At 61.8% G+C, this 11,921-nt stretch carries 10 protein-coding genes; 5 read left to right on the top strand and 5 right to left on the bottom strand.

The window, feature by feature from the left end; genetic code table 11:
• Nucleotides 1-392: hypothetical protein (locus tag BDD21_RS27300; protein WP_147431256.1), on the bottom strand; the 392-nt coding region annotated here is incomplete at its 3' end.
• Nucleotides 393-879: 487 nt separating this feature from the next.
• Between BDD21_RS27300 and BDD21_RS27295 the strand changes: the two genes are divergently transcribed.
• The 4 genes from BDD21_RS27295 (at nucleotide 880) to BDD21_RS27280 (ending at nucleotide 3,983) form a co-directional block, all read left to right on the top strand.
• Nucleotides 880-1,206 (top strand): hypothetical protein, encoded by a 327-nt coding sequence (locus tag BDD21_RS27295; protein WP_147431125.1) that lies wholly within the window; start codon nucleotides 880-882, stop codon nucleotides 1,204-1,206.
• Between the two features lie 147 nt (nucleotides 1,207-1,353).
• A complete protein-coding gene (locus BDD21_RS27290) occupies nucleotides 1,354-1,989 on the top strand; it encodes a hypothetical protein (protein ID WP_120800330.1) in 636 nt (211 codons plus the stop codon).
• A 22-nt stretch (nucleotides 1,990-2,011) separates the two neighbouring features.
• Nucleotides 2,012-3,199 carry a helix-turn-helix domain-containing protein gene (locus BDD21_RS27285; protein WP_170164982.1) on the top strand — a complete coding sequence of 396 codons (1,188 nt, stop codon included), beginning with the start codon at nucleotides 2,012-2,014 and terminating at the stop codon, nucleotides 3,197-3,199.
• A 10-nt stretch (nucleotides 3,200-3,209) separates the two neighbouring features.
• Entirely contained in the window at nucleotides 3,210-3,983 is a 774-nt protein-coding gene (locus tag BDD21_RS27280) for a class I SAM-dependent methyltransferase (protein ID WP_120800328.1), read from the top strand.
• 133 nt (nucleotides 3,984-4,116) lie between these two features.
• Here BDD21_RS27280 and BDD21_RS27275 read toward each other — a convergent pair whose 3' ends face one another.
• From BDD21_RS27275 to BDD21_RS27260, 4 genes are all read right to left on the bottom strand, one after another.
• Complete coding sequence (locus BDD21_RS27275) at nucleotides 4,117-6,615, bottom strand: DUF262 domain-containing protein (RefSeq protein WP_120800327.1); 2,499 nt, start codon at nucleotides 6,613-6,615, stop codon at nucleotides 4,117-4,119.
• A 596-nt stretch (nucleotides 6,616-7,211) separates the two neighbouring features.
• Nucleotides 7,212-7,472 carry a LexA family protein gene (locus BDD21_RS27270; RefSeq protein WP_120800326.1) on the bottom strand — a complete coding sequence of 87 codons (261 nt, stop codon included), beginning with the start codon at nucleotides 7,470-7,472 and terminating at the stop codon, nucleotides 7,212-7,214.
• Between the two features lie 9 nt (nucleotides 7,473-7,481).
• On the bottom strand, nucleotides 7,482-7,937 hold the full coding sequence (locus tag BDD21_RS27265) for a hypothetical protein (RefSeq protein WP_120800325.1): 456 nt from the start codon (nucleotides 7,935-7,937) through the stop codon (nucleotides 7,482-7,484).
• A 116-nt stretch (nucleotides 7,938-8,053) separates the two neighbouring features.
• A complete protein-coding gene (locus BDD21_RS27260; protein WP_211335244.1) occupies nucleotides 8,054-10,930 on the bottom strand; it encodes a UvrD-helicase domain-containing protein in 2,877 nt (958 codons plus the stop codon).
• 255 nt (nucleotides 10,931-11,185) lie between these two features.
• On the opposite strand from BDD21_RS27260, the gene BDD21_RS27255 reads away from it, so the two are divergent.
• Complete coding sequence (locus tag BDD21_RS27255) at nucleotides 11,186-11,920, top strand: class I SAM-dependent methyltransferase (protein WP_120800323.1); 735 nt, start codon at nucleotides 11,186-11,188, stop codon at nucleotides 11,918-11,920.
• Nucleotide 11,921: the final 1 nt, after the last annotated feature.

Genomic DNA, 11,921 nt, shown 5'->3' with positions numbered 1-11,921 from the left:
GCATCACGGATCTGCAGCATGGCGGCCAGGCCGATCAGACGCCGCATCCAGCCGTTGTTGTCCGTGTTCACCCGCACGAGCGTGCAGAGGTCCAGGGTGCGGCGCGCCGGGTCATAGACCGGGGCGGCCATCCCCGCCGTGCGTAGCGTGACCGCCTGGAGCACCGCCAAGACCTCCTCGCCAAGATCCAGGTCGCGCAGCAGCTCGGTGCGCACCAGCACCAGAGCCGCCGGCGCGCCGTCCGGCCCGGCCTCTCGGCCGATGACCTCCAGCGTCTGCGCCTGCCGATGCGGCCACCAGCGGAACCCGCGCGGGGTCTCCTCCGACCATGCCTCCTCGACCTGGAACAGCTCGGTGCGCAGCCAATTCAGCGTGTTCTGTCCAATGTTCATGCGGATGATCCCACCGTCTGATGTCAACCAACCGCAGCCCGAGCACCGGATGCTTCAGATACTCAAGACTGACGGCATCAGGGACTCGATGCCTTCCAGGCAGTCGCTGTCGCGCTGACTATTCCCGGAAATCACCTTATTCTCGACACTCTTCTACCCTTCTTCCTGTCGCCTGGTATAGGGTAAACGTCAGCCGGTCAGGTCTATGCCGGGTCTTTCAAGATTTCGGCGAGGATTTCGGAAATCTCCTCGTCTGATGCCGGGGATGAAAGGCGCCCGCGGTGCTGCAAGCTCCGCGCTCCTGCGCGATACTGCCGCGATCCATCGGTAACCGAGTTCGGCGCTCGCCACCCGAGAGCGTCGCGACGGAGGGCGATGCCGAGTCCTGTCTACTCTATCCCGACGTGATCCGACATCCGACACCCATGTCCCTACTCAAGCGAAAAACACCAAACAGAAGAAGATCTCCGCCACCTTCCTGGCGTTTGTGACCCCCACCCTCAATCCGATGGGCCTGTCGCCGGAAGACCCCGAAAGCGAGACCCTGATCAGGGCCTGCTGGACGACCTGGAATGCCGTGGTCTTCGCCGATTTCGTCGGCAGGACCGATTTCCTCGACGCCTTGCTTGATCCGACACGCTCGAGCCCTGCCTCGGTGATCCTCGTCAAGACATTGGTCGAGCGCAAACGATCACGCCGCTTCGCGGCGGACGACCGAGTGATCGGCGACTACAAGATCAGACTCGTCGATGGCGAGGTACGACTCTGGGCCGAAGCGCGCAATCCTTACCCCAAGGATCAGACGGCATCGTGACCGGCATGGGGGGCGGTACACCGGAATCCGGCCCACGTGGAACGAGGTTCGCAGTGGCTGAGCAGCATCGGGCAGTCCCTTTCGCGAAACGATTCCAGGTTACAATCCGCCTCCACGAAAACTCCACCGTCCCTCGGGAAACCACGCATGACCGATCTACTCGATACCATCCTCCCGGCGATCCCCGAGACCTTCTTCCGCAGCCTCGAGGAGCGGATGAACGACGGCGCCGCCATCGCCCACCGCCAGGCATTGCGCACCCCGCCGCACCTGCCGGCGCACCGCATGCGTCTGGGCACCACCCGCTATTTCGAGCGCGGCGAAGCGCTGCGCCTGAGTGCGGAGGACGTCGGCCTGAGCCATCGCTTCGTGATGGTCAACACCCACGCCGAGATCCTGGTGACGAGCGGGCCGGTACTGATCTCGCACGCCAAGGCCGACCACTGGGGCGATCCGATCGAGGACAAGGAGTACAAGCTGGAGCTGGCGTGCCACAACCCCGGCGACGGCGAGCAGCTCACCCTGTGGGACGAGCCCGCCGAATCCGGCATCCTCGCGGTCGTCGTGGTGCAGTACGCACGCCCCGGAACCGAACAGGACGAAACCGTGCCGACGCGGATCGGCTTCGGCGTGCCGACGCGTGATCTGAGGGGCTGGCATCTGCTCAAGCCGCTCGACCAGATCTATGCCGCCTATGCCGACCGCACGGGACGCGTGCTCGACCAGGCCAGGCCCGTCCTCAAGCGGAACCGCGACCGACGCGGGACCACGGGTCAGGGCTGAGGCGGACGACAGAGCGACGATCATGACCGCACGCACCCCGGGCTTTCAGGCCCTCCAACTGACCCGCGCGCGTCTCGCCCGCGGTCTGACGCGCATCGCCCTGGGCGAGGCGGTACAGCGCTCGGCGCCGACCCTCAGCAAGTGGGAGAGCGGACAGCAGACACCCGACCCCGCCGCGCTCGCCGCCCTGGCCGAGGTGCTGCGCGTGCCCCGGGACTATTTTCTCGACACCCCGTTCGAGCCCGGCACGCGCCCGCGCTTCTTCCGTTCCATGGCCAACGCCACCAAGCGGGCGCGCGAGCGGATCGAACAGCACCTGCTGTGGCTGCAACACATCGGCCACGCCCTGCAGGAGTGGGTGGACCTGCCGGCGCCGGACGTCCCGGACCTCGGCGCGGACGATTTCCGCCTGCTGCGCGAGTGCGACATCGAGGAGGCTGCCTTTCGTGTGCGCGCGCACTGGGGTCTGGGCCGAGCGCCGATCCCGGACATGCTGCTGGTCCTGGAGAACGCCGGCATCGTCTGCGGCCGCTGCCTCTTCGGGGCGCCGTCCATCGACGGCGTCTCGCACTGGTCGCGCGCCGACGACCGTCCCTACGTGCTGATCGCCTCGGACAAGCGCACCGCGGTGCGCTCGCGCTTCGACGCCGCCCACGAGCTCGGCCACCTGGTCCTGCATCGCCACGTCGACCCGACCGCGCTGACGCACCGCGACGAGTTCAAGGCGCTGGAGAACCAGGCCCATCGCTTCGCCGGCGCCTTCCTGATGCCCGCCGACGGCTTCACCGACGAGCTGCCGGAGGCCTCCCTGGACGCCTTCCGCGTTCTGAAGCCGCGCTGGAAGACCTCCATCGGCGCCATGATCTATCGCTGCAAGGATCTGGGGCTGATCTCCGAGACGCACGCCGGGCGCATGTTCAAATCCAGCAGCGCACGCGGCTGGGTTCGCGGCGAGCCCGACGACGAGGTGCTGCCGATCGAGCAGCCCCGCCTGATGGAGCGCTCCATCCGCTTGCTGCTGACGCAGGGCGGCTTCGGCGTCGAGCGCCTGCTCGCGGAGCTGCGACTGGCGCCCGCCGACATTGAGGCTCTGGCCGGACTGCCCGCCGGGATGCTCTCCAATCGCGGCGCACGGATCGCCCTGCTGCCCACACCCAGGCTCAAGACCGCCAAGCTGCGGGACACGCTCGCCGAAGTGATCCCGATCTAGGGCAAGAGCCATGACGAGCATGCTCACGGATGACCCGACCCTCGCCTACTACGAAGACCAGGCCAAGAGCTTCTTCGCCGAAACCGTCGACGTCGACATGGCCCCGTTGTACGCCCGGTTCCTCGCCCGCGTCACGCCAGGCGGACATATCCTCGACGCGGGCTGTGGGTCGGGGCGCGATGCGCTGGCGTTTCGGCGGCTCGGCTATGCGGTGACTGCGTTCGAGGCATCACCCGCGTTGGCGCTGTTGGCCTCCGAGCACTGCGGCTTACCGGTCGAGGTGCGGCGCTTCCAGGAGATCGACTGGGAGGACGCATTCGATGGGATTTGGGCCTGCGCGAGCCTGCTGCATATACCGATGGTGGAGCTGCCGGAGGTGCTCGGGCGTCTCGGGCGGGCGCTCAAGGCTGGCGGAGTGCTGTATGCCTCGTTCAAGTACGGGGCGGGGGAGCGCGAGCATGGGGGGCGGCGGTTTACGGATCTGGACGAGATGGGGCTCGCGGCGCTGGTTGAGGCGGTGCCGGCGCTCGCGGTGATCGAGACCTGGATCACCGGGGATCGGCGGGAGGGGAGGGAAGGGGAGCGGTGGTTGAACGCTGTTGTCGCGATGGGATCGGCGACACACGCGGTTCCAGGGATGTCCGGACACCCGCATGAGTCGTCGGGGCCAGGCGAGTGGGACCTGAAAACGCGGATTGCCGCCAGTCAAGCCACCGCGCCCAGTGCCGGATTTGCTCATGACTGGTCCATCAAGTCTGGAGGCTATCAGCAAGAACTCGGCTGAATCCCAACGCTCAGCCGAGTCGCCCTTACGGCAGCAAAACACGCCTTGCTTACAGTCGCGTTAGATTTGGCGAGGGGCTCCAACCCGCCGTTCCCCTAAATCGGCATACAGCACCCGGTCGAGTGCTGTCAGTCTACTGCAACTTGTCGATCTCCAGTTCCTGATACCATTCGCCGTATAATGCGACGAACCGCATCACGATGGCCATGACCACGGCTTTGTGATAATCGCGATACTCCCCCATTACCAAGTAACGCCGTTGCTCAACGCGGTTGTCGTTGCCTATCGGAACACTTTTCTCCCACTTTGACCACTGTTTCGTTTCTTCAACGAAGGAGGCGGATCTTATTTCGCTAGCTACTCTCATCCCATAGCGATCTTCTTCCTGAGACACCTCAGAAAGTTTTTGACTGGGGCTAGTATCGCTATCTGAACGATTCGCTTCCAATGGCCAAGCACGCAAATTTCCAATCGACAAGACCCAATCTCTGATTACGCTCGGGAGGTTATGAAGTACCCCTCCGTTGCTACCCCGCAAAAAACTTTGTGGCAAGATGTGGTCGTAGTCCCAAGGCCGATCTTTATCCTCCATGAAGTCTGGTTGTGACGGGTCAAAGTCTGGATACCATGTTCTCAGCCACTTGCGCTGTGCATAGAGCAGCACTGAGCGCGAGTCATACAACGTATCGAGAAAGTAGCGGACGGCTTGCAGCGTCAATGCGGACAGGTCAGGCTTTTCTTCATCTTCCGCATGTTCTTGGGGCATTAGCACCTTAGCCCACCTATTCCTTGCCTCTGAATCTTTAACCAGAAAATCTGTAAATTCGTACCAATCCCACGCCGTCCAGATGGCGCTGTCGCTGCTACTGATGGTCTTTGTGCATCCCTTATGACCAGTCACGCCCCGATCGCAGGCCAACTTAAGATCGTCCACTGACGGCAGAGGGACCATGCGCATATTCAAGCGATTATCCAATCGACAAGCTTCACTGAAGCGCTTTTTATTGAAATAGTTAATAATTCTATTAGGCTCAGTTTCCGCCTGCAATTCCGCCCAGATCGCCGAGCAGGATCGAGCCCTATCCGGGGCGAACCAAGCTAACGCAGTGAGAAATCCAAGGGTACGTCGATGGATCGTTTCGCTGATTTTGTCAGTAACCCCCACATCTCGAAGCCGGTCCATCCAGCGCAACAACAAAAAATAGACGTCAGACGCCTTTCGCGCCAGATCCACTGCCAACACCGGCAGCAAGGCAAATTCTCGCTCCGTCAGAAACTTCCATGTCTCCGTAAATAATACATCGGCATCCTGCTCGATGAACTTTGTGAGGTCTGAATAGAAATTTGGATGTGCTGGATTCTGATCGCGCACCAGCCGCCGAAACTCATTGATACCAGGGATAGATGGCATCGACGGCCTCTTTTGACCATCTGTAGGTATCTGCTGACGAGCCAGAATCAGTCTCGTGCAAAGCGTCGCGATACGAGACGCCTGCGCGGGCTTATGCTTTAGGTTGTCGATGAATTTTGCAGCGTCTGGCCATGCGGCCTTGAGTAAAGAGTATGTAAGTTCCTCACCGCCAAGTGGTTCACCAGCGCTGTTAATACGCACGAATAGGAGTTCGATCGGATCGCGTGCAGGCGTATCGCCAGCCGGACTCAATGTGCCGTGGCCAATCTCGCCGGGATTAGGCTTCTCGGGCACTTCCGCAAGGGTCAACGGCAACGCTGGCACCAAGCAGTTCGTTTCTGGTGCAATTAGACCTCCCAATCGCGTTAAGGCATTATCAAGCGAGGCACTAAGTTGCGAATCATCCCTGCTGAATGCCTCGTGCACCCCTGCGCGCTGCCTCTTGAGACCTATGCGCGCATCGTTTTCGACTTTACCTGCGTCTTCACTGCTCGAATCATCAATTGTGCCCAAAAGCATCGGCAGCCTTTTCACACGCGTCCATGCGTGAGTGCGTGCCCCCTGAAGGTCACCGGGAAATGCGACTACGGCTTCAATGAGCAGAGCGACGGGCACTGGTGCCTCTGCATCCCAAGGCCAGGTCTGCGTGAGTGTGAATTCGGCCGGCCTAGCGCTCCCCATCCCATCATTAACGTTCTGGAAGGCCCATAGCGCCGCACGAATCTGACTGGCAGCGAGCGTGTCACTTGGATTGGTGCGCTTGTACCCCCACGGATGGGATCGCGTGACTACACGAAAGACATGCGCCGAGTCGCTGTTTTCCGGCGGTGCAGCCAAATCGAGCCACAGTGCGCTCGGCGCTTCGGCGATTGGGTGCTGCCAGATGTCAAAGAAGCCAAGTGCAATGCCGGTCGCTCGCTGTTGACCGTCCAGCAAGAGATGGGTGTGATCTTGCGCCATTTCCGCACCGGGCGGAAGCTTATAATCTTTCTGTTTCAATCGGTTGTCGGGCTGCGTAATGACAAATGAGCCGATTGGGAATCGACGCAACAGTGAGTCCCAGAGATCCTCGATCTGCTTCACGTTCCAGACAGCCCCTCGCTGCAACGCAGGCAGTGCGGCAACGATCTTGCCGCGCTTTGCTGGGGGGTATGCGACTTGCCAAGCGGCAATCTCTTGGAGGGTTAGGAGGGCTGCGGGTCCGAACACGTTAGATTCCATTTCTCACTCCTGCGAATAGCGAATCCCGGTGCTGCTTTTTAAATTCAGTACGGCAGCAATCATCAACTCATGGTGAAATAGCAGTGGTATGTCAACTTGTTCTGTAAAGAGGTCAAATGCCGCTTATAGGTTTTGAGGGACCTGCTTACTTCAGACCAATTCGATTAGTCACCCGCAGGCTGTCAAACTCAACTCTGACTCGCCCCCAAGTGGTTAGGATCGCGCGTCTGCATCACAAAAAATGTGACGGGCAGCTCAAGGACGCAGGAGACCCGAAGTGTCTCGTGGTATGTGCTTGCGGAAGAGATCTACGCTGTGCCTGAGCCGCCTAATCCTAGCGACTGCTCATGGCGTGAGTGCGTCACCGAGCCGAACCGGCTCCGGGTCCAGGGGCCGGTTTTTCCTTTCGATTGCATGGACCGACCAGCCCAGTCTCGACGTCTGCTGACATCAGCATAGCGGGCACTCACTTGTACGATGTCACTAATGGCTCTGGATCGACTCCGCAATTTTTCCCCCACCTATCAGCCGAGGTCGTATCGTGAAAAAAAAACCAGCAGCCAGATAGATGTGCGAATCACCAATCCGCATCTTTCTCAAGCCCTCGCCGCATTCGGCCGCACAAGCATCGGGATCTCCTTCGGGTCGATCAAGAGCTGGAAGGAGCGCGCCTTCCCCGGCGTGCGGCTGATCAACCCCTTCTCCGAGAGTGTCACGAGCATCTGATGGATGGTGGGAGGTGAAGTCCCGAAGAAACGCTGCAGATCGGCCTCAGCCGGAGCTTGGCCGAACATCACCGAGTAGTTGTAGATGAAGGCCAGGTACTGGCCCTGTTTCTCGGTGAATTGCTCGGCCATATCGCCCACCTAACGCAGACGCGTGCCTTCCAAGGATGCGCGGCCGATCGACCAGCGCGCCGTCCCCGTCGGGCAGCAACGCGGATCGTCTGGTTTTGGCATAGTCGTCGTCAGCTCGATGCGGTCCGGCAGAAACGCAACGTCGCGCGGCTCCATCCCGTAGACATCACGCACGCGCCCCGCCAGACGATAGTCCGCCCCCGAACGGCTGAAATGGCCCATCTCGATCGTGACGTTGCCGGCCGCCCCTTCGATCTCCCGGTACAGAACCCCGATGGCTTCGGTCGCCCGCGCCGGAGTAGTGCTGTCCGGAAGCCAATAGGCGGAGATGGATTCGCCCCCCAGTGCGTCCTCGAGGAACCTCACGCGCTCGGGATCGAGCTGATCGTCTGCACTGAGCTCACCGCCCACACCAACCATGACGAGGAGCATGAGGACTGCGCCGACGATAGGTTGATTCTTCATGGATACCGGTCTCCTCTAAAAATGAAGGTCGCGGGCCATGCCCATCGATGGCCTGACCATGATGATGACTGAAATGATGGTTGTCTCCCGATCGAGAACCACGATGGGTCGGTGACCTACAAATCCTCCGTGTACTTGCAATCGCTCCCGTAGTAGTTGGTGCAGCCCAGGAAGGGGCCCTTCTTCCCACTCCTCTCGACCAGACGTCCGGTCCCGCAGCGTGGACAAGACCGCTCGCTGTAACCACAGAGCGCATTGTTGCAGGTATGCAGCTCCCCGTAGGGATCGGGCAGGAGAAACCCCCTTTGACAGCGTCGGCAAGCCTGTTCCGTTCGTGTGCACCGTGGATAGTGCGAGCATCCGTAGAAGTTGCCGGATGGGCCGCTGCGCAGCAGCATGATCCCGGTCTTGCATTGGCGGCACTTCACGGGGGCGACCGAAGCCCCGCCGCGCGTCTCGACGTCGACCCCGAAGGCCTGGATCTCCGAGACGAAGACCGACGGAAGCCCTTCGTCGACGATCAGGTGAACCGAGTGCCGGGCTCGCGTCAGGGCCACATAGAACAGACGCCGCTCTTCGGCATGAGGCGCCTCTTCGGGCGCCGCCAGCACCAATCCAAGCAGGGGGTCGTCGGCAATCTGCGACGGAAATCCATACCGTCCGGCCTGCATGCCCAGCACGATGACATGATCGGCTTCCAGTCCCTTCGCGCCATGAGCGGTTTTGAACGACGCGGAGAGGTTCGGATAAGCGCGTCCGATCGTACTCAAAGGCAGACCGTCGCTCTGGAAACCGTAGCGCCCGAGAAGCAAGACGCTGCGTTTCGCTCCATCGGCCCGTCGCGCGATCTCCGAAAACGCGTCGCCGACCGGATCGATGCCGTTCTCCCCCGAGCGATGAACCAGGACACTGGCGCCGGTCGAGGGCCTTTCGGCGGCGACGGTCTTTTTGATCTGCGCCGGATTGGCGAGCACGAAGCGGGTCGCCACCGCGTTGATGCCGGCGTTGCACCGGAAGGTGCGGTCGAGGGGCACAGTCTCCGATGGACCGAAATGCTCCTCGAAGTCGCGCATCAAGGCAATGTCGCTGCCGGCGAAGCGGTAGATCGCCTGCCAGTCATCGCCCACGCAGAAGAGCCGGTGGCCCTGACCCTGATCCTTGAGTGCCTTGATCAGCTTCGCACGACCCGCCGAGATGTCCTGGAACTCGTCGACCAGGATGCACCGGTACTCGGACCGGTAACGACCCGAGGCGACGTGATCCGCCGCGCGCAGGATCATGTCGTTGAAGTCGATCTCGTTCGTTGCTCGCAAGCGGCGCTCGTAGCGATTGTAGACCGCCTCGAACAGATCCAGGAAGGCCGCGACCCGTTGATTCTTGTCGCCTTGTCGGCGAGCCTTAAGGCGCAGATCATCGAGCCGGTAGCCGCCCCCTTTGAAGTGGTTGAGAAAGGTGGCGGCGAGTTTGGTCATCACCCCGATGCGATGCCCCGAATTGAGCCGCTCCAGCGCCTGCTCCGACGAGATCGGATTGAACACGACGCCAGCGGCGCGTAGCTGCCGCTCCAACTCGGTCAGGAGCGTCCCCTCGCTCTTCTGGTAGCTGTAGGTCTCGATCAGGCGGGTGCCGTGCTTGCGGTGGAGCTCGCGTTTCCAATCGATGCCCGCGTGATACTCGGCCCGATCGACATAAGGCGCGGTCGACCAATCCCTCGCGATTCCGAAGTGCTCGATGTATAGATCCGCGTCGGTCAGATAGAAATCAGGCATGTACTGGCGATGTTCCGCATCCGCGGTCGGATGCTTGTAATCCGCCTCGTAGAGGTAAGGGACGCCCGCCAAGCACAGGAAATTCGCGATCTCCGCTTCCTCGAAACTCTTCACCGTCTCGCCGTTGAGGCTCACCATGTCGACGGATCTGAGGTAATCGTAGTACTCGCCTTCGCTCTTGAACTCGAACGGGCTGTGGTACGGCGCAAAGTGACTCTGCGCGTAGGCGCGGGCTGCATCCGAGGTTGCCGGGTCGCAGATCGTCTCGGTCAGCAGCGATTGCAGATGCTCCGTAAACTCACGTTCGTTGCCGGCCCAGGACGCCAACGACGGTTTCGCGCCGGTGGCGCGGGCAATGATGTCGAGACCCAAGGCGTGGAAGGTGCTGACCCGCAGGTCGAGGCCGAAGCGTTCCTTGAGGCGTGTTCTCAGCTCTTCGGCCGCGTCCCGGTTGAAGGCCAGCAACAGCAACTCGCGAGGCTTGCACAGCTCCTTATGGAGGAGGTATCCGGCCTTGGCGACCATGACGCTGGTCTTGCCCGAGCCGGCGCCTGCGATGACACGGGTGTTGTCCTCGTGGACGACCACCGCCCGTCGCTGCGCGCGGGTCAGAGGTCTCGACTCGACCGTGTTGAAGTAACCGTCGTAGCGTTTCAGCTCCGCATCGACAAAGGTCTGGTTCGCCCGGACTCTGAAACCCGATGGGTCGCTCGCAAAGTCCTGCAGGATACTCAACGCCTCTACGAGTCCCGAACTCGAGGTGATCTCTTCAGCAGGAATGCGCAGCACGGGTGCCAGGATCGCCGTGTCCGACTTCGCGCGTGCGACGCGATGGTGGGCAACCCAGAACTCGCCGGCCTCCGCGCGTTGGACCCACTCGGCAACCACGGTGGCGCGGGTCGCTTCGCGCTTGAGCAAACCGACAGACTCTTTGTAGACCTGTCCGGCCCCCGCGAAAGCCTCGACGAAGCGTTTTGCGGCGCTCTTGGGCACGCCGGCGAGACGCAACTCCACCCCCGTTCGAGGCTGAACGATCAAGGTCGACCAGAACAGGCCGGGGTCCACACGGACACCCTCGATCTGAGCGTAAAGGAGTCGATGGGTCCCGGATCGACCGTAGACGGTCAGGGCGCCGGGGCCGATTTCGGCCAATGGCTGCTTGTCGACGCCGCGGGCAAAGAGCCGAGCGAGAAGGCTCGGATGCAGCGTGAGGTTGGTCATCATGCGTTCCCGGATCTGCGGAATGAGTCCGGGGTTCTTCGGAGAAGCGCCGCTGGGCATTCCATGGCAAAAGGCTGACTGACGAGCACGGATGCTCTGCGCAGTCCTGGGTTGGTCCTTGCGGCCGGGAGTGTGCCACGGACAACATCATTCGCCTATGCCGCCCGGATCTGAGGGGTAGTTTCGCAGGCCAACGCCCGCATTGGTCCAGGCGTTACATCCACACTCGGATGCCCGCACCAACGGGAGAACGCCTCGATGAGCCGCCGAAGATCAATCCTTCTCCTCGTCGTCTTGTGCCTGCTCGCAGCCGTGCCGGCGCTTGCGCAATCCGAACCCGTCACCGATAGCCTCTACACCTTCCATGCACCAAGCCGCGACGGGATCGGCAAGACCTATTTCGGCCGCGAGATCTCACAGGTCATGGGTCACCAAGGCGCCGCCTGGCTCGAGCGACGAACCCGTGTCGTCGAGGAGCGGCCCGACCGAGTCGTGGAGGGCATGGGGCTCGCGCCCGATGCGCAGGTCGCCGACATCGGCGCCGGGACCGGGTACTTCACCTTCCGCATCGCCGAGGCCATCCCGACCGGTCGCGTCTACGCGGTCGACGTGCAACCCGAGATGCTCGAGGTCATGCAGAAGCGCATCGAGCGGCGTGCGATTACCAACGTGACCCCGGTCCTCGGCGCCGAGGACGATCCCAAGCTGCCGTCGGAGAGCCTCGATGCCGTGCTGCTCGTGGATGCCTATCACGAGTTCGCCTATCCCTACGAGATGATGCGGGGCATCCGCAGCGCGCTGCGACCGGGCGGACGGGTGTTCCTGATCGAGTACCGCGGCGAGGATCCACGGATCCCCATCAAACCACTGCACAAGATGACCCAAGCGCAGGCGATCACCGAACTCGAAGCCGTCGGACTGCGCTGGGTCGAGGCCCTCGACATCCTGCCCACGCAGCACTTCATGGTGTTCGAGAAACCCGCCGAGGGCTGAC

Origin of the sequence: Thiocapsa rosea, from assembly GCF_003634315.1 — a bacterium.
GTDB classification, from domain to species: domain Bacteria; phylum Pseudomonadota; class Gammaproteobacteria; order Chromatiales; family Chromatiaceae; genus Thiocapsa; species Thiocapsa rosea.
Note: the sequence above shows the minus strand (reverse complement) of the source record. Positions and strands in the feature narration are given on the sequence as shown.

Excerpts from the sequence above, each read along its gene's own strand:
- BDD21_RS27285 (WP_170164982.1), top strand. The coding sequence starts at position 2,012 with ATGACCGCACGCACCCCGGGCTTTCAGGCCCTCCAACTGACCCGCGCG.
- BDD21_RS27260 (WP_211335244.1), bottom strand. The coding sequence starts at position 10,930 with ATGATGACCAACCTCACGCTGCATCCGAGCCTTCTCGCTCGGCTCTTT.
- BDD21_RS27290 (WP_120800330.1), top strand. The coding sequence starts at position 1,354 with ATGACCGATCTACTCGATACCATCCTCCCGGCGATCCCCGAGACCTTC.
- BDD21_RS27280 (WP_120800328.1), top strand. The coding sequence starts at position 3,210 with ATGACGAGCATGCTCACGGATGACCCGACCCTCGCCTACTACGAAGAC.
- BDD21_RS27270 (WP_120800326.1), bottom strand. The coding sequence starts at position 7,472 with ATGGCCGAGCAATTCACCGAGAAACAGGGCCAGTACCTGGCCTTCATC.
- BDD21_RS27275 (WP_120800327.1), bottom strand. The coding sequence starts at position 6,615 with ATGGAATCTAACGTGTTCGGACCCGCAGCCCTCCTAACCCTCCAAGAG.
- BDD21_RS27255 (WP_120800323.1), top strand. The coding sequence starts at position 11,186 with ATGAGCCGCCGAAGATCAATCCTTCTCCTCGTCGTCTTGTGCCTGCTC.
- BDD21_RS27265 (WP_120800325.1), bottom strand. The coding sequence starts at position 7,937 with ATGAAGAATCAACCTATCGTCGGCGCAGTCCTCATGCTCCTCGTCATG.